30 protein-coding genes are annotated in these 26,499 nt (G+C 34.3%); 14 read left to right on the forward strand and 16 right to left on the reverse strand.

What is annotated here, in order from left to right:
* Nucleotides 1-33: 33 nt before the first annotated feature.
* From E0H99_RS09840 to E0H99_RS09855, 4 genes are read left to right on the forward strand one after another with little or no spacing between them, the layout of a single operon-like run.
* Nucleotides 34-1,896: a DNA topoisomerase IV subunit B gene (locus E0H99_RS09840; RefSeq protein ID WP_131994574.1), complete on the forward strand. Its 1,863-nt coding sequence runs from the start codon at nt 34-36 to the stop codon at nt 1,894-1,896.
* Between the two features lie 11 nt (nt 1,897-1,907).
* Nucleotides 1,908-2,093, forward strand: coding sequence for a hypothetical protein (locus E0H99_RS09845; protein ID WP_131994577.1), 186 nt, complete (start codon nt 1,908-1,910; stop codon nt 2,091-2,093).
* Between the two features lie 50 nt (nt 2,094-2,143).
* The gene (locus E0H99_RS09850) at nt 2,144-3,271 is read left to right on the forward strand and encodes a YhcG family protein (RefSeq protein ID WP_131994580.1); all 1,128 of its coding nucleotides are present in this window, start codon (nt 2,144-2,146) and stop codon (nt 3,269-3,271) included.
* Entirely contained in the window at nt 3,271-6,000 is a 2,730-nt protein-coding gene (locus E0H99_RS09855) for a DNA gyrase/topoisomerase IV subunit A (RefSeq protein WP_131994583.1), read from the forward strand. The genes E0H99_RS09850 and E0H99_RS09855 overlap by 1 nt, the downstream gene beginning before the upstream one ends.
* Before the next feature lie 46 nt (nt 6,001-6,046).
* On the opposite strand, the gene E0H99_RS09860 is transcribed toward E0H99_RS09855, so the two are convergent.
* The 7 genes from E0H99_RS09860 to E0H99_RS09890 all read right to left on the reverse strand — a co-directional run bounded on the left by E0H99_RS09860 (nt 6,047) and on the right by E0H99_RS09890 (nt 10,524).
* Nucleotides 6,047-6,817, reverse strand: coding sequence for a TerC family protein (locus tag E0H99_RS09860; RefSeq protein ID WP_131994586.1), 771 nt, complete (start codon nt 6,815-6,817; stop codon nt 6,047-6,049).
* A gap of 37 nt (nt 6,818-6,854) precedes the next feature.
* Nucleotides 6,855-7,229: a DNA topoisomerase IV gene (locus E0H99_RS09865; RefSeq protein ID WP_131994589.1), complete on the reverse strand. Its 375-nt coding sequence runs from the start codon at nt 7,227-7,229 to the stop codon at nt 6,855-6,857.
* 23 nt (nt 7,230-7,252) lie between these two features.
* The gene (locus E0H99_RS09870) at nt 7,253-7,825 is read right to left on the reverse strand and encodes a pentapeptide repeat-containing protein (RefSeq protein ID WP_131994592.1); all 573 of its coding nucleotides are present in this window, start codon (nt 7,823-7,825) and stop codon (nt 7,253-7,255) included.
* A complete protein-coding gene (locus E0H99_RS09875; protein ID WP_099714792.1) occupies nt 7,825-8,046 on the reverse strand; it encodes a DUF6095 family protein in 222 nt (73 codons plus the stop codon). The genes E0H99_RS09870 and E0H99_RS09875 overlap by 1 nt, the downstream gene beginning before the upstream one ends.
* 68 nt (nt 8,047-8,114) lie before the next feature.
* Nucleotides 8,115-8,930 (reverse strand): N-acetylmuramic acid 6-phosphate etherase, encoded by an 816-nt coding sequence (gene murQ / locus E0H99_RS09880; protein WP_131994595.1) that lies wholly within the window; start codon nt 8,928-8,930, stop codon nt 8,115-8,117.
* 160 nt (nt 8,931-9,090) lie between these two features.
* The gene (locus tag E0H99_RS09885; RefSeq protein WP_131994598.1) at nt 9,091-9,759 is read right to left on the reverse strand and encodes a ZIP family metal transporter; all 669 of its coding nucleotides are present in this window, start codon (nt 9,757-9,759) and stop codon (nt 9,091-9,093) included.
* The gene (locus tag E0H99_RS09890; RefSeq protein WP_131994601.1) at nt 9,760-10,524 is read right to left on the reverse strand and encodes a class I SAM-dependent methyltransferase; all 765 of its coding nucleotides are present in this window, start codon (nt 10,522-10,524) and stop codon (nt 9,760-9,762) included.
* A gap of 69 nt (nt 10,525-10,593) precedes the next feature.
* On the opposite strand from E0H99_RS09890, the gene E0H99_RS09895 reads away from it, so the two are divergent.
* The 3 genes from E0H99_RS09895 to E0H99_RS09905 all read left to right on the forward strand — a co-directional run bounded on the left by E0H99_RS09895 (nt 10,594) and on the right by E0H99_RS09905 (nt 12,486).
* Complete coding sequence (locus E0H99_RS09895) at nt 10,594-11,769, forward strand: class I SAM-dependent RNA methyltransferase (protein ID WP_131994604.1); 1,176 nt, start codon at nt 10,594-10,596, stop codon at nt 11,767-11,769.
* Nucleotides 11,770-11,829: 60 nt separating this feature from the next.
* On the forward strand, nt 11,830-12,066 hold the full coding sequence (locus E0H99_RS09900; protein WP_131994607.1) for a hypothetical protein: 237 nt from the start codon (nt 11,830-11,832) through the stop codon (nt 12,064-12,066).
* Between the two features lie 63 nt (nt 12,067-12,129).
* A complete protein-coding gene (locus E0H99_RS09905; protein ID WP_131994610.1) occupies nt 12,130-12,486 on the forward strand; it encodes a four helix bundle protein in 357 nt (118 codons plus the stop codon).
* 50 nt (nt 12,487-12,536) lie between these two features.
* On the opposite strand, the gene E0H99_RS09910 is transcribed toward E0H99_RS09905, so the two are convergent.
* The 3 genes from E0H99_RS09910 to rlmD form a co-directional block, all read right to left on the reverse strand.
* A complete protein-coding gene (locus E0H99_RS09910; RefSeq protein WP_131994613.1) occupies nt 12,537-13,373 on the reverse strand; it encodes a DUF6048 family protein in 837 nt (278 codons plus the stop codon).
* Nucleotides 13,345-13,881, reverse strand: coding sequence for a DUF6452 family protein (locus E0H99_RS09915; RefSeq protein ID WP_131994616.1), 537 nt, complete (start codon nt 13,879-13,881; stop codon nt 13,345-13,347). Before E0H99_RS09915 ends, E0H99_RS09910 begins: the two co-directional genes overlap by 29 nt.
* 119 nt (nt 13,882-14,000) lie before the next feature.
* Nucleotides 14,001-15,413 carry a 23S rRNA (uracil(1939)-C(5))-methyltransferase RlmD gene (gene rlmD / locus E0H99_RS09920; protein WP_131994619.1) on the reverse strand — a complete coding sequence of 471 codons (1,413 nt, stop codon included), beginning with the start codon at nt 15,411-15,413 and terminating at the stop codon, nt 14,001-14,003.
* Nucleotides 15,414-15,886: 473 nt separating this feature from the next.
* Between rlmD and E0H99_RS09925 the strand changes: the two genes are divergently transcribed.
* Entirely contained in the window at nt 15,887-16,939 is a 1,053-nt protein-coding gene (locus E0H99_RS09925) for a sensor histidine kinase (RefSeq protein ID WP_131994622.1), read from the forward strand.
* Nucleotides 16,940-17,043: 104 nt separating this feature from the next.
* On the opposite strand, the gene E0H99_RS09930 is transcribed toward E0H99_RS09925, so the two are convergent.
* Nucleotides 17,044-17,892: a CPBP family intramembrane glutamic endopeptidase gene (locus E0H99_RS09930; RefSeq protein WP_165930286.1), complete on the reverse strand. Its 849-nt coding sequence runs from the start codon at nt 17,890-17,892 to the stop codon at nt 17,044-17,046.
* A gap of 47 nt (nt 17,893-17,939) precedes the next feature.
* Entirely contained in the window at nt 17,940-18,359 is a 420-nt protein-coding gene (locus E0H99_RS09935) for a hypothetical protein (RefSeq protein ID WP_131994628.1), read from the reverse strand.
* Nucleotides 18,360-18,720: 361 nt separating this feature from the next.
* Between E0H99_RS09935 and E0H99_RS09940 the strand changes: the two genes are divergently transcribed.
* Nucleotides 18,721-19,131, forward strand: coding sequence for an OsmC family protein (locus tag E0H99_RS09940; RefSeq protein ID WP_131994631.1), 411 nt, complete (start codon nt 18,721-18,723; stop codon nt 19,129-19,131).
* 98 nt (nt 19,132-19,229) lie between these two features.
* Here the strand turns inward: E0H99_RS09940 and E0H99_RS09945 are convergent, their stop codons facing one another.
* Nucleotides 19,230-19,922, reverse strand: a complete 693-nt coding sequence (locus E0H99_RS09945; RefSeq protein WP_240723472.1) for an SGNH/GDSL hydrolase family protein — start codon at nt 19,920-19,922, stop codon at nt 19,230-19,232.
* A gap of 90 nt (nt 19,923-20,012) precedes the next feature.
* Complete coding sequence (gene cysM / locus E0H99_RS09950) at nt 20,013-20,900, reverse strand: cysteine synthase CysM (RefSeq protein WP_131994634.1); 888 nt, start codon at nt 20,898-20,900, stop codon at nt 20,013-20,015.
* A 392-nt stretch (nt 20,901-21,292) separates the two neighbouring features.
* Here cysM and E0H99_RS09955 point away from each other — a divergent pair, with 392 nt between their 5' ends.
* Nucleotides 21,293-21,991, forward strand: coding sequence for a DUF1003 domain-containing protein (locus tag E0H99_RS09955; RefSeq protein ID WP_131994637.1), 699 nt, complete (start codon nt 21,293-21,295; stop codon nt 21,989-21,991).
* A 34-nt stretch (nt 21,992-22,025) separates the two neighbouring features.
* Here E0H99_RS09955 and E0H99_RS09960 read toward each other — a convergent pair whose 3' ends face one another.
* Complete coding sequence (locus E0H99_RS09960) at nt 22,026-22,304, reverse strand: DUF2752 domain-containing protein (RefSeq protein WP_131994640.1); 279 nt, start codon at nt 22,302-22,304, stop codon at nt 22,026-22,028.
* A gap of 101 nt (nt 22,305-22,405) precedes the next feature.
* Here E0H99_RS09960 and E0H99_RS09965 point away from each other — a divergent pair, with 101 nt between their 5' ends.
* Together E0H99_RS09965 and E0H99_RS09970 are read left to right on the forward strand one after the other, a co-directional pair.
* Nucleotides 22,406-22,588 carry a hypothetical protein gene (locus E0H99_RS09965; protein ID WP_131994643.1) on the forward strand — a complete coding sequence of 61 codons (183 nt, stop codon included), beginning with the start codon at nt 22,406-22,408 and terminating at the stop codon, nt 22,586-22,588.
* On the forward strand, nt 22,581-23,132 hold the full coding sequence (locus E0H99_RS09970; protein WP_131994646.1) for a Smr/MutS family protein: 552 nt from the start codon (nt 22,581-22,583) through the stop codon (nt 23,130-23,132). The genes E0H99_RS09965 and E0H99_RS09970 overlap by 8 nt, the downstream gene beginning before the upstream one ends.
* 140 nt (nt 23,133-23,272) lie before the next feature.
* Here E0H99_RS09970 and E0H99_RS09975 read toward each other — a convergent pair whose 3' ends face one another.
* Nucleotides 23,273-24,217, reverse strand: coding sequence for a hypothetical protein (locus E0H99_RS09975; RefSeq protein WP_131994649.1), 945 nt, complete (start codon nt 24,215-24,217; stop codon nt 23,273-23,275).
* A gap of 204 nt (nt 24,218-24,421) precedes the next feature.
* Between E0H99_RS09975 and E0H99_RS09980 the strand changes: the two genes are divergently transcribed.
* Nucleotides 24,422-25,342 (forward strand): EamA family transporter, encoded by a 921-nt coding sequence (locus tag E0H99_RS09980; RefSeq protein ID WP_131994652.1) that lies wholly within the window; start codon nt 24,422-24,424, stop codon nt 25,340-25,342.
* Nucleotides 25,343-25,360: 18 nt separating this feature from the next.
* Nucleotides 25,361-26,485: a cysteine desulfurase family protein gene (locus E0H99_RS09985; protein WP_131994655.1), complete on the forward strand. Its 1,125-nt coding sequence runs from the start codon at nt 25,361-25,363 to the stop codon at nt 26,483-26,485.
* Nucleotides 26,486-26,499: the final 14 nt, after the last annotated feature.

Raw genomic sequence — 26,499 nt, forward strand, 5'->3', positions numbered from 1 at the left:
CACTACATTAGCACAAAATCCACAAATTTTACAATGTCCGAACAAAATCAATATACCGAAGATAATATTCGGTCGCTCGACTGGAAAGAACATATTCGCATGCGTCCCGGAATGTATATCGGGAAACTGGGTGATGGTTCTTCTCCGGATGATGGTATTTATATTCTTCTAAAAGAGGTGCTCGATAACTGTATCGATGAATTTGTCATGGGTGCCGGTAAAACTATCGAGGTGACGATTAAAGACAAAACGGTTACAGTTCGAGATTACGGCCGTGGAATTCCATTAGGGAAAGTGATTGATGTAGTTTCTAAAATGAATACTGGAGGAAAATACGATTCCTTGGCATTTAAGAAATCCGTTGGTTTGAATGGGGTAGGGACAAAAGCCGTGAATGCTTTGTCTAATTATTTTCGTGTAGAATCTGTTCGAGACGAAAAACAAAAAGCTGCGGAATTCTCTGCAGGAAATCTTGTTCTTGAAGAAGATATTATTGAAACGACCAAGAGAAAAGGAACTAAAGTAATTTTTACTCCTGACGAAGCGATTTTCAAAAATTATAAATTCAGGTATGAATATGTAATCAAAATGCTCAAAAACTATTGTTACTTAAACAATGGTTTGACCATTTTATTCAATGGTGAAAAATATTTTTCTGAAAATGGTCTGAAAGATTTATTGGAAGAAACCATTCACGCCGATGATTTAGAATATCCAATCATTCACTTGAAAGGTGACGATATCGAAATTGCCTTAACGCACAGTAAAACACAGTACAGCGAAGAATACCATTCCTTCGTAAATGGGCAAAATACAACTCAAGGGGGAACACATTTAGCAGCCTATCGGGAAGCAATTGTAAAAACCATCAGGGAGTTTTACAATAAAAGCTTCGAAGCATCGGATGTTCGAAAATCCATTGTTACGGCTGTCAGCATCAAAGTGATGGAACCGGTTTTTGAGTCGCAAACCAAAACCAAATTAGGTTCTACGGATATGGGTTCTGAACCGGGAATGCCATCAGTGCGTACTTTTGTAAATGATTTTGTGAAAACGAAATTAGATAATTATTTGCACAAGAATCCTACCACTGCAGACGCATTATTACGCAAAATTCTTCAAGCGGAAAGAGAGCGTAAAGAACTCTCTGGCATTAGAAAATTAGCGACAGATCGTGCCAAAAAAGCGAATCTGCACAACAAAAAATTAAGAGATTGTCGTGCGCATCTTCCGGATACTAAAAACCCGAAAAATTTAGAGAGTACCCTTTTTATTACTGAGGGAGATTCGGCTTCCGGATCTATTACCAAATCACGGGATGTAAATACACAGGCCGTTTTTAGTTTACGTGGTAAGCCTTTGAATTCGTATGGAATGAGCAAAAAAATTGTTTATGAAAATGAAGAATTCAATTTATTGCAAGCGGCTTTGGATATTGAAGACGGTTTGGAAAAATTGCGTTATAACAACATCGTAATTGCAACGGATGCTGATGTTGATGGAATGCACATTCGTTTGTTATTGATTACTTTTTTCTTGCAGTTTTTCCCGGAGTTAATCAAAGAAGGACATTTGTACATTTTGCAAACGCCACTTTTCAGGGTTCGAAACAAGAAAGAAACGATTTACTGTTATTCTGATGACGAAAGAAAAGCAGCAATCGAAAAACTAAAACCAAAACCGGAAATCACTCGATTTAAGGGATTGGGAGAAATTTCTCCGGATGAGTTCAAGAATTTCATTGGCGAAACCATTCGTTTAGATCCGATTATGATGGACAAAAACACTTCGATTGAGCAATTATTGTCTTTCTATATGGGTAAAAATACGCCGGACAGACAGGAATTTATCATCAAGAATTTGAAAGTGGAATTAGATGTAATTGAGAAAATTTAAATAGTTATAAAATGCCTACAAAAAGAACACTAATTTTTATCGCTTTATTATTTGTGATTAGTTTTTCAACTACCTTTTTTATTATAAGGAGTAATGATCATAAAGAATGTGATACACTTGTAAAAAAAGAGCTGGATAAAAACGGAAATAAAATTACTATAAAAGAACATGTCTGTAAAGAAAAATATTCTTTTTAGAAATTTTAGAACAAAATTAGAATTAATTAGTATTCAATAGAATATATTTAATGAAAGACGAAGAAAATACAATTCCAGAAAATCTTCAAAATAAAATTTTATTTTCTCAAGTAGTCGCGCTTTTGCAAAATGCTCGGCAACAGGTTTTACGTACCGTAAATTCAACAATGGTTTACACCTATTTTGAAATAGGAAGAATGATTGTGGAAGAGGAGCAAAACGGAAAAAATAGAGCTGAATATGGGAAGCAATTATTAAAAGGGCTTTCCGAACGGCTGACTACTGAGTTTGGAAAAGGGTTTTCTGTAGAAAATCTTGATCGAATGAGGAAATTTTATAAAACATATTCAATTTCGTCATCACTGATGACGAAATTGAATCTTGAGAAATCCGATACACTGTTGTGGATTTCTCAAGATTCTATTTCACAGTCACTGACTGGGGTTTCTGAAAATCAAAAAGCACAGTCACTAATTTCGTTTTTTAAACTGACTTGGACACATTATGTTTTTTTAATGCGAATTGACGATGAGAAAGAAAGACGTTTTTACGAAATAGAATCCGAAAAATACAATTGGAGTGTTCGAGAGTTAAAAAGGCAGTATGATTCGGCACTTTATACACGATTGGCTTTAAGCCGAGATGTAGCAGGTATTTTAAAACTTTCGGAGCAAGGTCAGATTATAGAGAAACCCAAAGACCTTATCAAAGATCCTTATATTTTAGAATTTTTGGGTTTACCAGAATTGCATCACTATTCTGAATCGGAATTAGAAGAAGAAATCATCAATAAACTAGAGCATTTTTTATTAGAATTGGGTCATGGTTTTACTTTTGTAGCAAGACAAAACAGAATTACTTTTGACGATAAACATTTTCGAATCGATTTGGTCTTTTACAACCGAATTCTGAAATGTTTCGTTCTGATTGATTTGAAAATAGGAGAATTGAAACATCAGGATTTAGGACAAATGCAAATGTATGTGAATTATTACGACAGAGAAATGCGTTTGGAGGATGAAAATAAAACCATAGGAATTGTGCTATGCCAAAACAAAAGTGATTTGGTTGTAGAATATACTTTACCTGAAAATAATGAGCAAATTTTTGCCAGTAAATACAAAACAATTCTGCCAAGCAGAGAAGATTTAATACAATTAATTTCGGAATCAAGATAATGAAAGACGAAGAAGACGATAACACAATCCCAGAAGGTCAGGATGAAGAAAATAATTCAGAGGATCATTCCATTGATGAAAATCAAGATGAGAATGATACTGATGGAATTATTGAAGTAGACGCCAAATCTTTTGAAGGACAACATTTTTACGATAATCAAGAAGACGGAAACGATACCATTACCAAAGTTACGGGAATGTATAAAGACTGGTTTCTGGATTATGCTTCCTATGTAATTCTGGAGCGTGCAGTGCCTGCAATTGAAGACGGATTTAAACCGGTACAACGCCGTATCATGCATTCTTTGAAAGAATTAGATGATGGTCGTTACAATAAAGTGGCGAATGTTGTTGGGCACACCATGCAGTATCATCCTCACGGAGATCAGAGTATTGGTGATGCGATGGTACAAATTGGCCAAAAAGAATTATTGATAGACTGTCAGGGAAACTGGGGGAATATCCTAACGGGAGATGGCGCAGCGGCTTCCCGTTACATCGAAGCGCGTTTGTCTAAATTTGCTTTGGAGGTTATTTATAGTCCAAAAATCACTGATTGGGGCGTCTCTTATGATGGAAGACGAGCGGAGCCGAACAATCTTCCGGTGAAATTCCCGTTGCTTCTGGCACAAGGAGCCGAAGGTATTGCGGTAGGTCTTTCGACGAAAGTATTGCCACATAATTTCAATGAATTAATCGATTCTTCGATAAAAATATTAAAAGGGAAACCTTTTACACTGTATCCTGATTTTATGACGCAAGGTATTGCCGATGTGTCCAATTATAATGATGGATTGCGTGGCGGACGTGTTCGGGTTCGTGCCAAAATTGGTCAGCTTGACAAAAATACCTTGGTGATTACCCAAATTCCGTTTTCTACTAATACGACTACTTTGATTGACAGTATTTTGAAAGCGAATGATAAAGGGAAAATCAAAATAAAGAAAATTGAGGACAATACCGCTGCTGAGGTAGAGATATTAATTCACCTTTTTCCGGGTGTTTCTCCAGATAAAACTATTGATGCATTGTTTGCTTTCACGGCTTGCGAAACTTCTGTAGCACCATTAGGTTGCGTGATTGAGGACAATAAACCGTTGTTTATTGGGGTTTCTGCAATGTTGAAAATTTCAACGAACAGAACTGTCCAATTGCTGAAAAGTGAACTCGAAATTCAGTTGAGTGAATTGGAGGAACAATGGCATTTTCTTTCTTTGGAACGTATTTTTATCGAAAATAAAATCTATCGCGATATTGAAGAGCAAACGACAAGAGAAGGCGTAATCAAATCAGTTGATGATGGTTTAAAACCACACACGCAACACTTAAAACGCGATGTTACCGAAGAAGATATTCTGCGTTTATTGGATATCCGAATCATCCGTATTTCCAAATTTGACAGCAATAAAGCACAGGACAAAATCGAAGCACTGGAAGGTGACATCGAACAGGTAAAACACAATTTAGAGCATCTGATTGATTTTGCTATTGCCTATTTTGCCAAATTAAAAGAGAAGTACGGAAAAGGACGGGAACGTCAAACAGAGCTTCGTATTTTTGATGATATCGAAGCTACCAAAGTAGTTTTAAGAAATACTAAATTATACGTCAATAAAGAAGAAGGATTTGTTGGAACAAGTTTGAAAAAAGACGAATATGTTACGGATTGTTCTGATATTGATGATGTAATTGTTTTTCTGCGTGATGGGAAAATGATGATTACCAAAGTAGATGCGAAAACCTTCGTAGGTAAAGATATTATTCACATTGCTATTTTTGACAAAAGTGATAAGCGTACCATTTACAATATGATTTACCGTGATGGAAAATCTGGGCCTTCTTACATTAAACGATTCAATGTTTCAGGAGTTACCAGAGACAAAGCATACGATTTAACCAATGAAACTGCGGGTTCTCAAGTAGTATATTTTTCTTGTAATCCAAATGGAGAAGCAGAAGTAATTACAATACTATTGCGTCAGGTAGGAAGTGTCAAAAAACTGAAATTCGATATTGATTTTGCCAGTTTAGCAATAAAAGGAAGGGCTTCCAAAGGAAATTTGGTAACTAAATATCCAATCAAAAAAATAGAATTGAAGGAGAAAGGCATTTCTACTTTATTACCAAGAAAAGTTTGGTTTGACGATACGGTTCAACGATTAAACGTTGATGCAAGAGGTGAATTACTGGGTGAATTCAGACCGAATGATAAGATTTTGGTCCTATCGCAATCCGGAAAAGTAAAAGTAATTACACCAGAATTATCTACACATTTTGATGAAGATATGGTAGTTCTGGAGAAATGGGTTCCAAAAAAACCAATTTCGGCTATTTATTATGATGGCGAAAAAGAGCGTTATTACATCAAACGTTTCTTAGTGGAAACGGAGAACAAAGAAGAAAGTTTTATCACGGAACATCCTAATTCACAATTAGAGATTGTATCAACGGATTATCGTCCTGTGGCTGAATTGGTTTTTACAAAAGTAAAAGGAGTTCAAAAAGAAACAATGACGATAGATATAGAATCATTCATTTCGGTGAAAGGATTTAAAGCTTTAGGGAATCAATTGACAACCGATAAGTTGAAACAAGTAAACTTGCTGGAACCTTTGCCGTATGAAATTCCTGTTGAGGTTATTCCTGAGGAATTAGAAGTTATGGGTGATACTAATGCCGATGATTCAGACATTCAAGATGATGGTCAGATTACTTTGTCTTTAGAATAAAAAAAAGCTCCCGAAAAGGAGCTTTTTTATCAAAAAATAGTTTGAATTATTTATTTTTCTTCATTTTCATATTCAGTACTTCAACTAATAATGAGAATGATATCGCAAAATATAAATAGCCTTTTGGTACTGGTGTAACGTGATTTCCAAAGATTAATGCATTCGATAAATGTGCACTTTCAGTAAGTAACATCATTCCAATTAGAATCAAAAAGGATAAACCCAAAATTTGAATAGAAGGATGCTTGTTGACGAAATTTCCAACAGGAACTGCAAACTGCATCATTACTAATACTGATATCACAACAGCAGTAATCATAATATATATTGCACCTTCAACCCCGTTTGTCATACCTACTGCCGTAAGAATACTATCGAACGAGAAAACTAAATCAATCATGATAATTTGTAACAGTACATTTTGAAATGATTTTGTTGCCGCCTTACCTAATTCTTTTTCTTCATGACCTTTCTCGTCTACTTTTTCACGGATTTCATTTGTACTCTTGTAAATTAAGAATAATCCACCGCCTAGTAAAATAAGGCTCTGACCTGTAATTCCCGCTGAAAACCAACTGAAATCTATATGAAACCAAGGTTCTTTCATTTGAATCAATAAATTGATACCAAACAAAAGCGCGATTCTCATAAACATGGCAAGGAACATCCCTATTTTTGTAGCTCTCTTACGTTGTTCAGCAGGTAATTTTCCTGTGGCAATTGATATAAAAATAATGTTGTCGATTCCTAATACAATTTCCAAAAAAGTCAATGTTAAAAGGGCAATCCAAGCATCTGGATTTAAAAATACTTCCATGTTTATTTAGTTATTATTTGTGATTAATTTGATTTGCTTAATCGGAAATCTTAGTGACAGTTCCTCTTTGTTTTTCATCAACACCAACCATTCCAAATTCAAAGGTATAAGAATTTTTTGTTGTTGTCAAAATTTTCATGCCAATTGCCTTTTCCTCAGCCATATTTTTTGGATGAATTTTTTGTAATATATATTCACAATCGTTTACCCAGCGTATCGAAGCGGTATCTGTTTTTCCTTCAAAAGTTTCAATTTCAATACTGTCATTGCGTTCAAAAAGGGTAATTTTTTTTATGCCGTTAACTTCATATTCAAACTTGAATTTCCCGGTTTTAAAATCCTTACAATTGCGCTCCGCATCATAACACGACATTAGTAGCAGTAGTGGGAGGAGGAATATTATTTTTTTCATTTCTTAATATGTTTATTTTTTAACTATTGTATTTTAATATCGTATTTGTCCAGAAGTCCAACGATTCCCTGTGTTGAAAATTTTGCTTTTTTCATAGGATTGAATTCGGGGTCAATTTTAAAATTAGATGCTTTTGAGAAATCGGCTCCGGCTAATTGCGTATTGTTAAAAATAGCGCCATCCAAATTACTGTTGTCAAAAACAGAACTTGTAAGATTGGCTCCAATAAAGGTAGTGTCTTTCAACGAGCAGGAATTGAATTTCGTCTTAGACATTTTTTTATTGGCAAACGACGAATAATCCAAAACACATTCTTGAAAATTTACATTAAACAAGAAATCATCGCATTCCTCAAATAGGATACCCAGCAATTTGCAGTTTTTGAATTGTACCCCTTTTAAGCTTGTTCCTGATAATTTGGTCATGGATAAATTGCAATCAATGAACTCGCAATCCATAAAAGTGTTATAGGAGAAATCACTATTTGATAAATCACAGTTTTTAAAAACGCAATCTTCAAATTCCCGATTATTGATTTTTTTGTCAATGTAAACGATTTTTTCAAATGTTTTTTGAACGTGAATTAGGTTTTCCATTAGTCGTTAAATAAACTTTTCATAATTATTTTTAATCCCAAATACATCAAAAGCATTGCTGCTAAACAAGCAATTATGCCTATTGCTAGAACCAAATAATGCCATACATTTTGCTGATTCATAAAGGCATTATAAATCACTGCCGGCCCCAAAAATAACAATGGTAAAGCTCCTGCTAAATATTTGATTCCTTTGGATAAAAGTTCTTTGTTGGTTGCCATTTTGAGTTATGAATTATAAGTTATGAATTATAAGTTATGAATTATGGGTGACTGTAATTGACCACTGATCACTGACCACTATAATTATCAACTGCTTTTCTAACGCTGCCATGTTTTTTCAATAATTCGCTGGCTTCTTCGTAGGAAACAGGAATTTCTCCCATAATCATTTTTACACCTCGGTCAACTAATTTGCTATTACTCAATTGCATATCGACCATTTTGTTGCCTTTCACTTTCCCAAGTTGAATCATGGTTGCAGTTGTAATCATGTTGAGTACTAATTTTTGGGCAGTTCCTGCTTTCATACGGGAACTTCCGGTTACAAATTCTGGTCCTACAACTACTTCAATAGGGAATTTTGCCGTTTGCGAAAGCGGACTTCCTGCATTGCAAGAAATGCTTCCGGTGCTAATATTATTTTCGTTGCAAGTTTGTAATCCTCCAATTACATAAGGTGTTGTTCCCGAAGCTGCAATTCCTACAACTACATCATTCTCGTTGATATTGTATTGTTGTAAATCAATCCAAGCTTGTGTTACATTGTCTTCGGCGTTTTCTACGGCTTTGCGAATGGCGGTATCACCGCCGGCAATAATCCCAATTACTAAATCGAAAGGAACGCCAAAGGTTGGCGGACATTCCGAAGCATCCAGAATTCCTAAACGACCGGATGTTCCTGCGCCAATGTAAAACAATCGTCCACCGAGTTTCATTTTAGTAACGATTTCAGCAACTAAATTTTCTATTTGTGGCAAGGCTTTTTCTACGGCAAGCGGAACAGTTTTGTCTTCCTGATTGATATTAGATAACAATTCTTGAACCGACATTTTTTCCAAATGTTCGTATTTTGAGGATTGTTCGGTGGTTTTAGTAAAGGTCATAGTTATTTTTTTTGAAGGACGACTTGCGAGTTGTCCGTACATTTATTTTTTTGCGTGAGGGATAATAGCGGAAATCCTTTTTTACTCCTGTAGCGAGAGCGAAGGGAGAAAAAAGATTGCAGCGAATAGCCCGACCCTTGCGGTCACGCCCAATTATAACTTATATAAAATACGCCAAGGCAATTCCTATCACAATCATCGAAACTTTGGCGATATTGAACTTATGTCCTTCGCTGCTTTCGAAAATAATGGTAGACGAAATATGAAATAATATTCCTATTACAATAGCTGTGATTTCAGTATAATACACGTTTAATATTGGCAAATAATCAGATAAGATGGTTCCTAGCGGTGTCATGACTGCAAAGGTGATCATAAAGAAAAAAATTGCTTTTTTATTCAGACTCGCATTGATAAAAAAAGTAGTCAGAATAATGGCAATAGGTAAATGATGGATTGCGATTCCTATGGCTAAATCATGATGATGGCTTACGGGAAACCCTTCTAGAAACGCATGTATGCAAAGACTTACGAATAACAACCACGGGATTTGTGTCATTATTTCATGTCCGTGAACGTGACCGTGTTCGGCTCCTTTTGAGAAAAACTCCAATATAATCTGGAACAATATTCCCAGCATGATAAAAAGTCCAATGTTTGGGTTTTCACTTTCGTAAATTTCAGGCAATAAATGCATTACCGTTAATGAAAGTAAAAAAGAACCACTGAAGGCCAATAACAATTTTAGATTGGTTTTGTTCTTTGGTCGTATAATCAACGCAACGATATAGCCTATAATTACGGAAAGTAATGGTAAAAGGTAATTCATTTATTTGAAAATCATGATTAGGCGTTCACTATCTGTTTTATGGAATTTTTTCAATTTGTAATCACCAAAAATATCCAATAGATAAATTCCGGCTTCTTCCATTAATTCCTCAAAATCTTTTAGGGTAAGGGCTTTTACTTTTTCGGTAAAATGAAATTTTTGACCTTTGTCTTCAAAGTCAATTTCTTTGTAAATATGACCGTCTTTTAAATAGCGTTTGATATGAAAATCGATGCCTTCGACCGTTTTTGTTTCTTCGGAAACCAGAGTTTCGAGTACTTGAGCAACATTCATGAAGTCTATCACGGCAAAACCATATTCCGAAAGGCTTTCTTTGATTGCTTTTAGCGTGGTAAGATTATCTTCGTCATTTTCGAAATAACCAAAACTGGTAAATAAATTGAAAATGGCATCGAATTTTTCTTCAAAAGGTTCGCGCATGTCGTGAACTTTGAAATGTAGCGTTTCATTCGTGTTTTTAGAAGCCTCAGCAATGCTGTTTTCAGATAAATCAGCACCAAGGACAGTAAAGCCTAATTGGTTCAAATAAATAGAATGACGGCCTTTTCCACACGCTAAATCCAATACTTTTGCCTTTTCAGGAAGATTAAGATAATGCGTAAGATTATCCATAAAAACCTGGGCTTCTCTATAGTTTCGTTCTTTGTAAAGAATGTGATAATAGGGAGAGTCAAACCAAGAGGTATACCAGTTTTCAGATGATTTCAGTTGATTTTCAGTTGGCGGATTTTGTGCTGCAGACATTTATTCTTTTTCAATTAATTCGATTGATGCAAATTTAGTGTATTTTTGCACCGAATACTTGATTTTACAATGGAAAATAATTATAAAATGATTGCCAAAACCTTTTTTGGTTTTGAAGAAATATTAGCAAAAGAATTGCAAATGCTTGGCGCACAAAACGTGGAGCAAGGCGTAAGAATGGTGAGTTTTAAAGGAGACAAAGGGTTTATGTACAAAGCGAATATAGCATTGCGTACGGCTTTGAAAATCCTGAAACCTATTTATTTTTTCAAGGCAAATAATGAACAGGCTTTATACAAAGGCATTTCAAGTATGAATTGGTCTAAATTATTGAATGCCAATCAGACATTTGTAATTGATACAACAGTACATTCAGAATATTTTAATCACTCGGAATTTGTTTCCCAAAAGTGTAAAGATGCTATTGTAGATCAGTTCAGAGAAAGAACGGGTCAACGTCCAAGTATTGATAAAGTACACCCTGATTTAAGAATCAACATCCATATCGATAAAGACCAGGTTTCTGTTGCACTTGATACATCAGGTAATGCTTTGAACCAACGTGGCTACAGAACCGCAACCAACATTGCTCCTATAAACGAGGTATTGGCAGCAGGAATTCTATTGCTTTCCGGTTGGGATGGGCAAACTGATTTCTTGGATCCAATGTGTGGTTCGGGAACATTCTTAGCCGAAGCAGCAATGATTGCCTGTAACATTCCGGCAAATATCAACCGTAAAGAGTTTGCTTTCGAAAAATGGAACGATTGGGACAATGATTTGTTTGATAGTATTTCAGACAGTTTGTTGAAACGAATTCGGGAGTTTCATCATACTATAAAAGGCTATGATAAAGCACCAAGTGCCGTTCAAAAAGCCAAAGACAATATCAAAAATGCCAATCTTGATGAGTATATCTCTATTGAAGAAAAGAACTTTTTTGATACTGAGAAAACTTCAGAAGGGAAATTGCACATAGTTTTCAATCCGCCTTATGATGAGCGTTTGGATATTCACATGGAAGAATTCTACAAAAGTATTGGTGATACCTTGAAGAAAAATTATCCGGGAACTAATGCTTGGATGATTACAGCAAATCTGGAAGCACTGAAATATGTAGGCTTAAAACCTTCGAGAAAAATCAAGCTTTTTAATGCTGGTTTAGAAGCACGTTTGGTAAAATACGAAATGTACGAAGGAAGTAAGAGAACTAAGTTTCAGGTAACATCTGATAGTGTTGAATAAGCAGTATTCATTTTTTTTACTTTCGACCTTTGACTTTAAAACTTTAAGACTTAAAATAAAATGACCAAATTACAAATCCGAGCATTTCTATACCAATTGGGATGTTTTGCAATATTATTTATTTCCGCTCGATATGTAGTGGAACGTTTTACTAATTTAACTAGTTTTTGGATTCCGTTAACCGCATTTGTTATAGGAACGCTTTTAGCACCAAAATTTCAATCTGTAAAAACGAAAGACGGAGAGAAATTATTCATGAAATGGATTTTCATGAAAGGAATTAAGGAAATAGGATAGTTAGAAATTACGAATTACGAATTGAAAATTACGATAATCGCAAAAAACTAATTAATAGCTTTTATGAAAGAAAATATTATTCAGATTAAAAGCTATGCTTTCGCAGTTCGGATTGTGAAAGTTTATAAATACTTGTGCGAAGAGAAAAAAGAGTATGTTTTGAGTAAACAATTACTTCGCTCGGGCACATCTATAGCAGCAAATATTGAGGAAGCTATTGGTGGACAAACCGATAAAGACTTTTTTGCAAAACTAACCATTGCTTATAAAGAAGCCAGAGAAACCCATTATTGGATTAGATTATTAACCGATACGGATTATATTTCTAAAAAAGAAAATGAAAGTTTACTATTTGATATAAACGAGTTATTGAAAATTATTGGCTCTATTCAAAAAACTTTACGTTCTAAAAATCAATAAAATTTAATTACTGATTTTCATTCGTAATTCTCGTAATTCCTAATTCGTAATTATTTTTTCTTGTCAGTTTTCTTAGGAACTGCTACAGGTTTTACTTTTTTCTTATAAATAGGAACAAAATAAGTAACGGTATAGTTGAATCCTACTCCAAAATCGCCATCGTAGGTCCTGTTAAATCCTGGAATATATAAGTTGGAGAAATTTTCCGGCTCTTTGTTGGTTACTAATCGATTCAATCGAAGGCTGAAACCTACAAAAATATTATTGAATACTTTCGCTTTCACCCCAGCAACCACTTCAATCCAACTGGCAGTTAAGCCATCAAATTTTTGACCGGAAGGAATTACAGGAACTTCACCAAAGTAGGGATTGGCATTGTAAATTCTATAACTGTTTAATTGCTGATTAAAAGTACTAAAGCCGTAACGCATTCCTATAGAAATGATATTCTCCATATCCAGCCAGTTCTCATAGGCATTGTAATCAAAACCTGCTTTTAGGTACGAACCTTTGGTGGTGAAATTCACACGGTCATCATCAGTGGTTTTATTTTCGTTACCAATTTCGGCAGCCAAAAAATATTTTTTTGTCAATCTATAATCTCCCACAAACTCAATTCCTTTATAATCTTTGTCATATAAAGCACGTGTCAATTTGAATAAATCTAGTCCCACACGAATCCCGTATCGGTCAGTTTTTACAGGAATTGAATCGCTCTTTATAATTTCAGGACTAATTTCGACCAGTGGTAAAGGCGCTTCAGGAACTATTTGATCCGTTTTGGTGCTTTTTGGATCACTTTTGACAGGAGTAGTCTCTTGTGCCTGTGCCAAAGTCAACGATAATAGGAGACAAAAACTAAAAAAAGATCTTAATGTGTGTTTCATTTTCGTTTTCTATGTTACTTTTTTCAACCGAGATGTGTTTTATCCATTTTGTATCTGCAACTGCAGCATCGGTATGTGTGTATGGATTTGTTGGGTCTAATGTAAAAATGGTTTTGTAGCCACAAGCTCTCGAGACAAATAACTCTTGTGCCGTATAATCAAATTTTACATTGTCTTGGTTCACCAAAGCTGGATTTGGATTACCGGAATTTAAAGTAAAACTATAACTGGTTGTAGTTCCTATCGTTCTTAACGGAATCGAAATCGTGCTTCCGTTTGTCAGGTATTTAGCATCTCCAGTAGCAGTATTAAATACAATTCCATCAGTCATTCCTTCGCCAACTACTTTTAGATTTGTCACGTTTTTTAAAACCGAAGGATTCAAGAAATCATAAAAGCCAATCACCAAACGAGGAGTGGTGGGTGTATTTGCATCGCAAATGTCATCTTTCTCACAACTGGAGAAGGATAGCGCTAATGCGAATACCAATAAAATTATTTTTTTCATTTACAATTTGTTTTTATGTAATTCGGTGTACAATAGGATGGCTGAATTGAAAAATTTCAATGACAATATCAATTTTTAAAATCTGCAATCAACATTCAAGAATCTGCAATCTAAAATGGCTATCTTCTTTCCAAAAGTACAACATTCTCCACGTGATGCGTTTGCGGAAACATATCCACAGGACGTACACGAGTCACTTTGTATTTCTCGTCCATCAAAGCCAAGTCACGAGCCTGAGTAGCCGAATTACAACTTACATAAACCACTTTTTCAGGAGCAATTTTCATAATTTGTTCAATTACATCTTTGTGCATTCCGTCTCTTGGAGGATCAGTGATAATTACATCAGGATGCCCGTGTTGCGCGATGAAACTATCGTTAAAAACGACTTTCATATCCCCTACAAAGAACTCACAATTGGTAATTTCATTGCGTTCAGCATTCAGTTTGGCATCTTTAATTGCTTCAGGAACACTTTCCACACCAATTACTTTTTTTGCTTTTTTCGAAACAAACTGTGCAATTGTTCCCGTTCCTGTGTATAAATCATAAACGATTTCATTTCCGGTCAATCCGGCAAAATCACGTGTTATTTTATACAATTCATACGCTTGGTCGGAATTGGTTTGGTAAAAAGATTTTGCATTAATGCTAAACTTCAACCCTTCCATTTCTTCCAAAATGTAATCTCTTCCTTTGTATAATTTAATGTCAGTATCGTATAAAGTGTCGTTCGCTTTATTGTTTATCACGTATTGCAGCGAAGTAATTTGCGGAAATTTCTCGTAAAGATGATCCAAAATCAATTCTCTATTGGCTTTGTCATTCTCAAAAAACTGAATCAAAACCATAATTTCACCTGTAGAAGCCGTACGCAACATCAAAGTTCTAAGCAAACCTTCGTGCGCTCTTGGATTAAAGAAAGTCAAACCATGTGCATTGGCAAAATCTCTCACTTCGTTACGAATCGCATTCGATGGATCTTCCTGCAAATGACATTTATTAATATCCAGGATTTTGTCCCACATTTTCGGAATGTGGAAACCAAGTGCATTCCTGTTTCCTAAATCTTCGGTGCTGTCAATTTCTTTTTCGGTCAACCAACGACTGTTCGAAAATGAAAATTCCATTTTGTTCCTGTAAAAAAACTGTTTTTCTGAACCTAGAATCGCTTCAAATTCCGGAAGTTCTATTTTTCCAATGCGTTGCAAATGATTTTTCACCTCATTTTGCTTGTAATACAACTGTTGGCTGTATTTCATATTCTGCCATTTACAACCGCCACAAACACCAAAATGCTCGCAAATAGGTTCTACACGATGTTCTGAATATTCATGAAAATGAACTGCTTTTCCTTCGTAATAGGCCTTGCGCTTCTTGAAAGTCTGCACATCAACCACATCCCCGGGAACCACATTCGGGATAAAAACTACTTTCCCATCGGGAGCCTTTGCTACCGAAACGCCTTTTGCACCAGCATCAAGGACTTTTATTTGATGAAAGACAACTTTGTCTGTATTTTTCTTTGCCATAGCGCAAAAATAAGCGTTTGAATGGTTTTATAAATTCAAATTAGGAAATATTTTTTATTTCAAGTGTTTTTTATTTGAGCCTAATCCCGCTTTCCGCTACAAATCCTCATTACACAAGCAGCAACACTAGGTCCGTAAAGGAGCTTCCGCAGGTCGCTCTTTACCGGCAAGTGTTCCAAAGCTTTCGCAACTGCGGGTTTTTTGGTGCAATCGGGGGCAGCGGAGTTGATGGTGAGAATTGAGTTTTGTTGTTCAATGAAGATTTCAGATAAGCACAATTGTGTTTTATTTTTGTAGAAAATTGTAAGTTAGAATATAGTGGTGACTTTTAAGAACTAAATACCCTTTTCACACGTAAATAGTTTGAAATAAAAACACTTAATTTAGAAAGGAATAAGCATTAGTAAGAAATTAATCACTTATTTTGTTGTTTATAGTTTTCGGTTGTTAAAAAAATGAAAATAAAATAGTCTATGCAGTTATATAAAAAATTGTCACATATAGGTTTTCTTAAAAATAGTTATGCGTTCAAATTTTTGTTTGTCGCATTTATAGGAATTCATATCCCGCTGATTGGGTTGTTGTTTTTTGTGCTCTATGGCAGTAAAACCATTTCTGCAGACACTATTTTGATTTTTGCACTTATAATGACCTTAGCCGCTACAGGTACTACGTTACTGTTTTTAAAGCTACTGATTAAGCCCATTGAAGTGGCATCTAAAGCCTTGAATGAATATAGAAACAAAAGAACTATTCCTTCATTGCCAACTAATTTCTCTGACGAAGCAGGTTTGTTAATGAGCAATATTCAGGATTCCATCGCAGAAAATGAAAAATTCATTACTGAAAAACAAGATTTAGTCTATTTGCTTTCCCATGATTTAAGAAACTTTGTCGGGAATTCTAAATCGGTGGCATTGCTTATCCTAGAGGAGAAACCTTCAGAGTCTATAACAGAGTTAGCGGAATTAATACTTCAATCTGCGGAGCAACAATATAATTATATTGAAAATTTCATCAAATTACTAAAAGAGCAAGATCAAATTATAGAAAAAAAATCCGAAAATGATATTGTTCAATTTTCTTCTGTTTTTTCTGTTGTATTAAAGCAATTGAATCAGTTGTTAAGTCATAAAAACATTAAATTAAATTTGTCAATTGAAGTTGAAGAAGCACTCTTGAAAATTGATAAAATTTTGTTGATTCGAGTTTTAGTGAACTTGATTGATAATGCTATAAAATTCTCGTTTCAGAATAGTGAAATCAAAGTTCGTGTTTATGTTCAAGGCGGTAAACTGTTTTTTAAAATAACGGATAACGGTTTGGGTTTTGATCAAAAACAAAGCCATGAATTGTTTAGAAAATTCACTAAAATGAGTAAATTAGGAACGTCAAATGAGCCTTCAACAGGAATTGGGTTGTATTTATGTAAAAAAATAATAGAAAGACACGAAGGACAAATTTTAGCAGAAAGTGATGGAATTAATAAAGGAGCTACTTTTTCTGTTGTTTTTATCCAAAAATAAGAAACTGAAATCCAATAAAATAAGTATAAAATAAAAAGCATGATGCTGAATTTCAGTATCATGCTTTTATGTTTTATTAGAAAATGAATAAACGTTACTTTGATTTATTTTTGCTTTGGAAACACTATCGTTATATGTTTCATATTCATTTTTTGTTTGACTAAGGAAAGTCCGTATTTGTATTTTAATTGACTATTTAAGCTTTCAAAACCCTTGGTTTTAAGCGTGAAATTGTAATTGTCTTTGATATCCGTTTTATCAAAAATTATTGTGTTACTTTCTTTAGTCAAAGCATCAACAAGCGTTTTAATCTTAGATTTTTTTATAATAATTTCTTCTGGGTTTACAGTAACCATGTTTCCATAAGAGTTATTCTCCGTTTTGTATTTCCCCAAAATTTCCGGATTCATAATTTTTAAATGCCAGACCTCAGTTTGTATTGTGTTTTTTTTAATTGTAAAATCATAGCTTTTTGCTAATTGATTCAAGGCAATGCTTTTTGTTTGGGAACTGTCTTTCGATTTGTTTTTAAAGTTTAAATTTAACGTTTTGTCAAACATTTTTTCATCATTCGTTTGTAGTAATATTTCATTTGTATTCAGTAAATAAGATAGGGTTGTTTTCAGGCTCACGTTTTTATAGGCAATGCTATCAGGATAATTTTGTTGCGTACTTGGGCTGTATATATCGTTAGTTTCCTCTATCTTGATGGAATATAAACTGGTTTCAACGTTTAATTTTTCGGAATGGTTTAACATGGACAATAATCCGAATCCTATAAAAACGGCATTGTGAAGCGCGTGCATTAGAAACCCTAAAACAAATCCATAACGAACTCTAAGAAAACCAATAAAAAAACCTAATATTATTTGTGGCGCCACTAATATTGGAGATAAAAGTAAAATAGTATAAGAGAATTCAAAATTAGTGATGTGAATCAACCCGAAAAGCACACCAGAAAAATAAAAGATGAACTTGTATCTTTTTCTCCAAAGAGAAATCAGGAAAGTTTCCGCAGAGAAATCAGGAAAGTTTCCGCTTTTTGTTCATTACGAACGCCTGTAAACGAAACTAATGAAATTGCAAAATGCAGTGCATAGTTATTTTTATAACGCAGATACAGCCTAAATATTAATTCTTCGAAAAAAGGTATAATTACAACCGTTAAGATTAGGAGTAATGCAACCGGAACCGACTTGATCAAATCCAGAATTTTGTGGTTATCTGAATCTACAAGTCCCAATGTTTCCAAACCACTTATCAGAAGAATCAAAATGACCATGATTGGAATCTCAATTATCAATAAAGAAATTAGTTTTTTAAATTTCTCAGCTACTGTAAGTTTTGGCCCCGATTCGTCTTTTGGGTTTCTTAAAAAAGCCATTAAATCAGTATAGGTTTCTTTTATGGTGTCCTGCATTATTGTTGCTATTATTTAATTTTTATTTTTTAAGTTTTTGTAAAAAAAAATCTATTTTAATAATGGCACAATTTGTTTGTATTATTTAAAATTGGTTTTGCTTTATCTATGCAGAAATTTTTTCTTTTACAACAAACATAATTAAATAAATACGAAAAATAGCACATATGGATTTGATTTAAAACTAAGGTTGTATTTCTTGTTATAACATTTCCTTTAAAATAGTATCAAAATATAATGTGAAATGGGGAATTACAATTTTAAGAGGATAAGTAACTTTAAATTTTAGTTAAAAAATCCCATTTCTGAAAGTGGTTTTTCACAAATGAACTAAATTTGAGAAAACATAAATTGTATAATTATGAAAAGAAATGCAACCGCAGTCTGGAATGGTTCACTGAAAGAAGGAACCGGAAAACTAACCACACAAAGCACAACATTAAAAGACACGCAATATTCGTTCAAATCTCGTTTCGAGGAAGGAGTAGGGACCAATCCAGAAGAACTTATTGCAGCGGCGCACGCAGGCTGTTTTACGATGCAACTTTCGGCTTATATCACCGAAGCTGGTTTTGAAATCGAAAGTATCGAAACCAAATGCGACATTGATTTGGTTGAAGGGACAATTGTAACATCACATCTAACACTTCAAGCAAAAATCAGTGGGATAACAGAAGATGCTTTTCAACAATTAGTTACAAAAGCGGAGAAAAACTGTCCTATCTCTAAAGTGTTGAATGCAGCAATTTCTTCAACGGCTACTTTGGCTTAAAAATTAAGAATTTACAAAGTAAAAAGGCTCGATTTAAAGTTAAATCGAGCCTTTTTACTTTGTAAAAGGTATAATCCAAGTTCCTTCTTTGTATTGGTTTATTTTTGCAACAAGACTTTAGTTATTGCTTTTTCGGCAAGTGGCGCCATTACTTGATACCCTGTTTTATTGGGATGTACTTCATCATTAGAATACAAAGCAGGCAAACCTTTTCGTTCATCTGTCATAGCCGAAAAGTAATCAAGATATAAAATGCCATTGGTGTCAGCGTAATTTTTTATCATTTCATTTAGAGCCACCACTTTTTCTGCGGGATTTTGATTGGGTTTCCAAGAGAAATCAAAAGCTGGCAATACAGAACAAAGAATCACTTTAATCTGGTTTGCTTTTGCCAATTCGGCCATCGAGAAAATATTATTTGCTATCATCTCCAATGTTGAAGGACCAGTATTGCCGGCAATGTCGTTTATTCCGGCCAAAATAATCACAACGGCGGGTTTTAAAGCAATAACATCGGCTCTAAAGCGGATTAGCATCTGAGGTGTGGTTTGACCGCTAATACCGCGATTAACGTAGGGTTTTCCGGTAAAATACTGAGAATCTGTTATACTCCAAAATTCGGTTATGGAATCTCCCATAAATACAATCCTTTTTTGCCCAGGTGCTGCCGGTTTGAGATTTACATTTTCATTTTGGTATTTATTTAAATTTGGCCAATCCTGAGCCTGTGCTTTTCCTCCCATAACGATTGATAAAAATAGAATGCAGTAAATTAATGGTTTGTTTTTCATTTCTGACCTGATTAGAAAGTTATAAATCGGTACATGAGTTGTATTGGATTAAAATAAAAAAGAAAGGCTCTTTTATAATGTTATCGTTAATTAATCAAACAAATCCGAAGACAAATAGCGATCGCCACGGTCACAGATGATAGCAACAATCACTCCTGATTCTAATTGATTCGCCACTTTTATAGCGGCTACTACTGAGCCGCCACTGCTCATTCCTGCAAAAACGCCTTCTTCCAGCGCCAAACGTTTCGTCATGGCTCGTGCTTCTTCTTCAGAAACTTCAATGATTGTATCTACTTTTTTGGCGTCGAAAATTTTAGGTAAATACTCTTCAGGCCATTTTCTGATTCCTGGAATTTGAGACCCATCGCTGGGTTGAGCACCTACAATTTGAATCGCTGGATTTTTCTCTTTCAAATACGTGGAAGTGCCTATAATTGTTCCCGTAGTTCCCATAGCAGAAACAAAATGAGTTATAGTTCCTTCGGTATCATTCCATATTTCCGGACCAGTTGTTTTGTAATGCGCCTTCCAGTTATCATCGTTTGCAAACTGATTTAGCATAATGTAGCCACCTTCGGCTACTTTTTTGTCAGCATAGTCTCTGGAACCGATTATTCCGGTAGCTGCGGGTGTCAAGATGACGGTGGCGCCATAAGCACGCATGGTTTGGGTGCGTTCTTTGGTGGAATCTTCCGGAAGAACCAGTTCGATTTCGATATTAAATAATTGGGCAATCATTGCCAGAGCAATTCCGGTGTTACCACTTGTTGCCTCAATAAGTTTATCTCCTTTTTTAATTTCTCCTCTTTCTAATGCAGAAGCAATCATGTTGTAGGCTGCGCGATCTTTTACACTGCCTCCAGGATTGTTTCCTTCGAGTTTCAGTAAAAGTTTTACGTTTTTATTTGGTATCAAATTAGTAGTTTCTACTAATGGCGTGTTCCCAATAAGGTCTAATATTTTTTGTGATTTCATGCTGTTTTGTCTTAAAATTGTAATAATCAGATTCTAATTGATTACAAAGGGTATTCGTTTTTGAACAATGTTTTTTAAAGAGAGTATTTTAAAAACAGCAACAACAATAGCAGAAAGGAATATTTTTGTAGTTCAGTAACATTTTCATAGGCTTTAAAACGAACTGCAAAGATATTGAACTATTTTGAATTATTTATTTCTTAAACATAAAGCTATCTTGTTTATTTAGACACTTTTGTTAAATAAATTGATATTAAAAGCAATGGTTATTGCTGTTTTTAATTTTTTAAGATAAAAAAGCTGTTGCGTATCTATTTTATTTTCAATGTATAGAAACCAATTATTAGTTTTGGTCAAAGTGTTTTTTTAAATTAGCCAATAAATAATTAAATATGAAATCCAAGACTACTTTTATAAGTGATATTTCCCAAAAAGAATTTCCAATAGCGGATAAAATTATTGCTAAATCAATCAGAAACCCAATTCTGGCACTAATACAAAAGGATTTTCCTGATTTTGATGAGGATAAATTCTTAGCAATTGGGGAGTTGAATATGTATCGGGAGAAATATATATCTAATTATTTAGTAGTCGAAATAGGGGAGTTGTCGAATCTGGAAACGAAGGTAATTGGATCTTTAAACCAAGATAAGTCTTTAGTGAGTGTTGTTGAAGATGAAATTGGAGTTCGAACCTATGGACAAAAAGTGGCTGATAATGTAGCTGCCTTTGGAGGGAGTTGGAAATTTATAATCCTTTTTGGAGTATTTATTCTTTTTTGGATTTTGATTAATATTTACATTCTCTTGAATAAAGGATTTGATCCGTATCCATTTATTTTGCTGAATCTAATTTTGTCTTGTCTTGCCGCACTTCAAGCTCCGGTGATTATGATGAGTCAAAATCGTCAGGAAGAAAAAGACAGGGATAGAGCCAAAAAAGATTATATGATTAATCTGAAATCAGAACTTGAAATCAGAATGCTTCATGAGAAACTGGATCATTTGATTATGCATCAACAAGAAGAATTAATAGAAATTCAAAAAGTGCAGATCGAAATGATGAATGATATTTTGACAAGAATCAAATAATATTTATGTGTCAAAAGTCAAAAACAACAACTAATTAGTAGTGCTTAAAATAATAACCCACAATCATAAAAACACCATTTAAAATTGCGGAACCAATGATTAATTTTTTGTAGTTTCTGTTTTTGTCGATAAAATTAAAACCCAGAATTCCCAGAAATAACAGGGTGGTAAAAATGGCTGGATACATCTTAAAAGCACCTCCAAAATCACCCTGCAAAAGCAACAAAAAACCTCTCTGAAAACCACAGCCCAAACACTCCGTTCCAAAGAGTGTTTTGTTTAAACACGGGAGCATATATTTTTCTAAATCCAATGGTTTTTCTTTTTACAATTTTACGAAAAAATAAGAAACGGTTGCGATAATAATTGATGCAATTTTAAATTCATTACTTTTGAAAACTGATATTTAAAAAGATGAGAAAGTTTATAATTCCAATAATGGTTATCGCCATCATTGTTGCTTTATACGAGCAGGTGAGTGCCGAAAAAAATGTGTATATAATGGTACTTGCAATTGTAGTCTTCATGATGGGAATGATGCAATTGAGTGCCAAAACGCCAAGTAAAAATCAAGATAAAGAAGACGAAAATGTTTAACAAAGGAGATAAGGTTTCAGTGCTTGACGAAGCGATGAACGGAGTAGTGCTATCAGTCAAAGATAAGCAAATTACAATAGAAACAGAGGATGGATTTACGATGACATTTTTTGTCAACGAATTAATTAAAATAAACGATTCCAGTAACTTACTCGATTCTATCAGAAGAATTAATGTAAGTGAAGTTTCGAAGGAGAAAGAGATCCCAAAACCGCGAAGTTTTGTTAAAGAAAAGAAATCAAAGCACGAAATTCCGGCTCCGGAGTTTGATTTACACATCGAAAAGCTGGTGCCAAATAAACGCGGGATGTCGAATTATGACATTCTGACTCTGCAGACCGAAACGGCAAAACGTCATATAGAATTTGCCATTCGCAATCGCATTCCAAAGATTGTTTTTATTCACGGCGTGGGTGAAGGAATCCTAAAAGCAGAGCTGGATTTTTTATTGGGTCGTTATGATAACATTGCTTTTCAAGAAGGGAATTATCAAAAATATGGTCAAGGAGCAACAGAAGTTTTTATCAAGCAAAGTGCCATGTAAGCTTTATTTTGGTTTTTTAAAGCTCAAAAAAAAGGTCCGATTTTTAAGCAGTTTTCATTAGAAAATGTACTTAAAAATCGGACCTTTTTTTGGTGCTAAAAACAGCTGTTTTTGTTTCTAATTTTGCTGCCTATTTGAGATTAATTTGTGGTCAATAATTCACCATAAATGTAATTATCACCCAAAATAAAATCACTGCTTCCTTTCTTCATTTTTGTTTTTTTAAGAACAACGGTGTGTTTAAAACCAGCTCCCAAAGTGGTAGTTGTTACTTCCACAATTCCGCTTTCGTTTGCCACTCCAGCCACTGCAATCCATTCTTCGCTAACTTCAGGAGTTGCCGGAAAAGTAGTGTTGCAAAAATATGCGCCAGTTAGTAAACCGGAGAATAATCGATACGTAAGTTTGTTTTTTGTGTCGCTTATCAATCCAGTTCTTGGGGTATTTAGCGGTGTCGCTTGATTAACAATTAAAGCTGCATCAATGTCTAGAATAAGTGCTTCATTACTGTTATAATCATATAATTGTTTAGTAGTCGGGCATTGTTCAAGAGTCTTATTGAATGCAAAAGGCAAAGGAGAAGCGCTAATTATATAGTCGCCAAAAGGGAATGTTTCGTAAACTTGTGTCCCGTTACTTTTTACAAATGTGATATTTTTGAAGGTGATATTATGATTGTAACCTGTGATTTTAGTACTGTTATCCGTTGTATTTGCGGTTTTAATGGCGGTAGTGTTTATAACTATTTTTCCACCGGAAGTGGTCCATTGATCCACAACAATTGGCGTAGCCGGCGGAATGGTTTCACAAATGGTAGAAGAAGTTACTGCTCCGTTGTAAAAGCGATACAGTACACGATTTGAGGCGTTAATGTCTAATTCTTGGGATTTAGTTTCGGTTGGAAAAGTAAATCCGGCAACTTCAAGAATAAGGGCTTCACTATCTTTCAGTTTGTAGATGATGTTATTTGTCGTGCAATTTTGTGCGGCAACATCTTCAAAACTAATGTCTTCTTGAATTAAATCACCATCATCACAACCGTTTAATAGTAACGCAAAAACCAGTAGGCTTACAACTCTTTTCATTTTTATAGTATTTGTAACAAAAATAGAATTTTTAATTTGTTCCAATTGCATTCCCCTTTAAAAATAGATTATTTAACAGGATATTGGGTTTTTAAATTTTAAATAGTGAGGTGAATATAATAGCGTGTGCTTTATTGTTTTGCTGCTATTACATGAATTCAAAGCGGATAGAAATCATTATCTTTGCGCAAATTTTACATTATAATGAGACCGAATAACTATTATTTAGCTGCTTTTTCTGCCTTTTTTATCTGGGGTTTTTTTAGTTTAGCATTAAAACCATTACACAATTATCCTTCGTTAGATATTTTATTTTACCGTGTGTTTTTTAGTGTAGCGCTGATGGTACTTATTAATGTTGTTTTTCGACGCAATATAATGCTGCAAAATTGGGATCATTTCAAAACGATGACTGCAAAACAAAAGCAAAGTGTTATTATGTTGACACTTGGCGGTGGCGTATTTCTATCCTCAAACTGGTTTGTCTTTATTTATGTGATGAATCATGTTAGTGTAAAAGCAGCTTCATTAGCTTATATGATCTGCCCAATTTTAACCACCATATTAGCTTTTTTTATATTAAAAGAGAAACTGAGTAAATGGCAGTGGTTTGCAGTAATGATAAGCACCTTTAGCTGTGTTTTATTATCATTAAATCATTTTGAAGATATCTTTTACAGCCTTATTACGGCAGCTACCTATGCGATGTATTTAGTAAGTCAACGAAAAAATAGTGAATTGGACAAATTCCTTGTTTTGACTATTCAATTAGTTTTTACAGCAATAATTCTGCTTCCTTTTTATCCTAATTATAGTGGAGATTTACCCACAGAATCCTTATTCTATAGCTGTTTGCTAGTAATCGTAGTCTTTTTTACGATTATTCCGTTGTTTTTAAACTTGTACGCATTAAAAGGAATCAATTCATCTGCGGTAGGAATTATGATATATATTAATCCAATTATTGGGTTTCTATTGGCAATATTTTATTATCATGAACAAGTGAGCGCACTCCAGTTATTTTCCTATTTCCTGATTATGATTTCGATAGTTGTTTTTAATGAAAGAATACTCTTTTCTAGAAAATCGAAAAACGTTCCAACAGAAATAGAAGGTTTAAAATAATTTTATAATTTTCAAAAAATGAAAAAAGTATATCTCGATAACGCTTCTACAACTGCTATTCGTGCCGAAGTGATCCAAGAAATGACCAAAGTAATGACGGAAGATTATGGGAATCCATCTTCAACGCATAGTTTGGGTCGTGCCGCCAAAAGTATATTGGAACTTTCCAGAAAATCTATAGCTAAAAATCTAAATGCGACTGCGCAGGAAATTATTTTCACATCTTGTGGCACCGAAGCCAACAATTGGATTCTTCGTTCTGCGGTTAAAGATTTACAGGTAAAACGAATTATTACCAGTAAAATAGAGCATCATGCGGTTTTATACACGGCTTTAGTATTAGAAAAAGAATTCGATATTCAAATTGATTATGTGGATGTTAAACCAAATGGGGAAATTGATATCACACATTTAGTAGAGTTGCTTTCGCAGGAAAAGAAAACATTGGTGAGCCTGATGCATGTGAATAACGAAACCGGAACCGTTTTAGATTTGGAACGAATAGGCCGCATTTGTCAAGAGCATAATGTCTTGTTTCATTCAGATACGGTACAATCCATTGGAAAAGCAGCGATTGATTTGCAAACTATACCGGTTGATTTTATTGTGGCAAGTGCGCATAAATTTCATGGACCAAAAGGTGTTGGTTTTGCTTTTATTCGAAAAAATTCTGGGTTACAACCATTGTTTTTTGGAGGAGAACAAGAAAAAGGATTGCGTGCCGGAACCGAAGCATTGCACCAAATCGCCGGTATGGCAAAAGCATTGGAAGTTTCCTATACCAATTTAGAAACAGAGCAGAATCATATTGCTGAGCTGAAAAACTATTTGATTGCCCAACTCAAAATTGAATTTCCGGAATTTAAAATTAACGGAAATCCTGATGGCTTTTATACTGTTTTGAATGTTCTATTGCCTTTTGCAGAAGCAAAAACGGCGATGATATTATTTCATTTAGACATGAAAGGAATTGCGGTTTCTCGCGGAAGCGCCTGCCAATCCGGAAGTATAAAACCTTCACATGTTTTAGCCGAAATGCTTTCTATAGAAGATTTGAAGAAACCAAGTTTGCGTATATCGTTTAGTCATTTTAATACAAAAGAGGATATTGATTTACTCATTGAAGCTTTGAAAAGTATTTAAAAAAGAACTTAAAC

The organism is Flavobacterium sp. GT3P67 (genome assembly GCF_004349155.1).
GTDB lineage: Bacteria > Bacteroidota > Bacteroidia > Flavobacteriales > Flavobacteriaceae > Flavobacterium > Flavobacterium ranwuense.

What these genes read in the sequence shown, in the direction of transcription:
- E0H99_RS09980 (WP_131994652.1), top strand. Translation starts at nt 24,422, where the DNA reads ATGAGACCGAATAACTATTATTTAGCTGCTTTTTCTGCCTTTTTTATC.
- cysM (WP_131994634.1), bottom strand. Translation starts at nt 20,900, where the DNA reads ATGAAATCACAAAAAATATTAGACCTTATTGGGAACACGCCATTAGTA.
- E0H99_RS09890 (WP_131994601.1), bottom strand. Translation starts at nt 10,524, where the DNA reads ATGTCTGCAGCACAAAATCCGCCAACTGAAAATCAACTGAAATCATCT.
- E0H99_RS09885 (WP_131994598.1), bottom strand. Translation starts at nt 9,759, where the DNA reads ATGAATTACCTTTTACCATTACTTTCCGTAATTATAGGCTATATCGTT.
- E0H99_RS09975 (WP_131994649.1), bottom strand. Translation starts at nt 24,217, where the DNA reads ATGAAAAGAGTTGTAAGCCTACTGGTTTTTGCGTTACTATTAAACGGT.
- E0H99_RS09855 (WP_131994583.1), top strand. Translation starts at nt 3,271, where the DNA reads ATGAAAGACGAAGAAGACGATAACACAATCCCAGAAGGTCAGGATGAA.
- E0H99_RS09905 (WP_131994610.1), top strand. Translation starts at nt 12,130, where the DNA reads ATGAAAGAAAATATTATTCAGATTAAAAGCTATGCTTTCGCAGTTCGG.
- E0H99_RS09965 (WP_131994643.1), top strand. Translation starts at nt 22,406, where the DNA reads ATGAGAAAGTTTATAATTCCAATAATGGTTATCGCCATCATTGTTGCT.
- E0H99_RS09840 (WP_131994574.1), top strand. Translation starts at nt 34, where the DNA reads ATGTCCGAACAAAATCAATATACCGAAGATAATATTCGGTCGCTCGAC.
- E0H99_RS09895 (WP_131994604.1), top strand. Translation starts at nt 10,594, where the DNA reads ATGGAAAATAATTATAAAATGATTGCCAAAACCTTTTTTGGTTTTGAA.
- E0H99_RS09935 (WP_131994628.1), bottom strand. Translation starts at nt 18,359, where the DNA reads ATGCAGGACACCATAAAAGAAACCTATACTGATTTAATGGCTTTTTTA.
- E0H99_RS09850 (WP_131994580.1), top strand. Translation starts at nt 2,144, where the DNA reads ATGAAAGACGAAGAAAATACAATTCCAGAAAATCTTCAAAATAAAATT.
- rlmD (WP_131994619.1), bottom strand. Translation starts at nt 15,413, where the DNA reads ATGGCAAAGAAAAATACAGACAAAGTTGTCTTTCATCAAATAAAAGTC.
- E0H99_RS09970 (WP_131994646.1), top strand. Translation starts at nt 22,581, where the DNA reads ATGTTTAACAAAGGAGATAAGGTTTCAGTGCTTGACGAAGCGATGAAC.
- E0H99_RS09955 (WP_131994637.1), top strand. Translation starts at nt 21,293, where the DNA reads ATGAAATCCAAGACTACTTTTATAAGTGATATTTCCCAAAAAGAATTT.
- E0H99_RS09865 (WP_131994589.1), bottom strand. Translation starts at nt 7,229, where the DNA reads ATGAAAAAAATAATATTCCTCCTCCCACTACTGCTACTAATGTCGTGT.
- E0H99_RS09845 (WP_131994577.1), top strand. Translation starts at nt 1,908, where the DNA reads ATGCCTACAAAAAGAACACTAATTTTTATCGCTTTATTATTTGTGATT.
- E0H99_RS09870 (WP_131994592.1), bottom strand. Translation starts at nt 7,825, where the DNA reads ATGGAAAACCTAATTCACGTTCAAAAAACATTTGAAAAAATCGTTTAC.
- E0H99_RS09945 (WP_240723472.1), bottom strand. Translation starts at nt 19,922, where the DNA reads ATGAAAAACAAACCATTAATTTACTGCATTCTATTTTTATCAATCGTT.
- E0H99_RS09940 (WP_131994631.1), top strand. Translation starts at nt 18,721, where the DNA reads ATGAAAAGAAATGCAACCGCAGTCTGGAATGGTTCACTGAAAGAAGGA.
- E0H99_RS09910 (WP_131994613.1), bottom strand. Translation starts at nt 13,373, where the DNA reads ATGAAACACACATTAAGATCTTTTTTTAGTTTTTGTCTCCTATTATCG.
- E0H99_RS09915 (WP_131994616.1), bottom strand. Translation starts at nt 13,881, where the DNA reads ATGAAAAAAATAATTTTATTGGTATTCGCATTAGCGCTATCCTTCTCC.
- E0H99_RS09925 (WP_131994622.1), top strand. Translation starts at nt 15,887, where the DNA reads ATGCAGTTATATAAAAAATTGTCACATATAGGTTTTCTTAAAAATAGT.
- E0H99_RS09900 (WP_131994607.1), top strand. Translation starts at nt 11,830, where the DNA reads ATGACCAAATTACAAATCCGAGCATTTCTATACCAATTGGGATGTTTT.
- E0H99_RS09860 (WP_131994586.1), bottom strand. Translation starts at nt 6,817, where the DNA reads ATGGAAGTATTTTTAAATCCAGATGCTTGGATTGCCCTTTTAACATTG.
- murQ (WP_131994595.1), bottom strand. Translation starts at nt 8,930, where the DNA reads ATGACCTTTACTAAAACCACCGAACAATCCTCAAAATACGAACATTTG.
- E0H99_RS09875 (WP_099714792.1), bottom strand. Translation starts at nt 8,046, where the DNA reads ATGGCAACCAACAAAGAACTTTTATCCAAAGGAATCAAATATTTAGCA.
- E0H99_RS09985 (WP_131994655.1), top strand. Translation starts at nt 25,361, where the DNA reads ATGAAAAAAGTATATCTCGATAACGCTTCTACAACTGCTATTCGTGCC.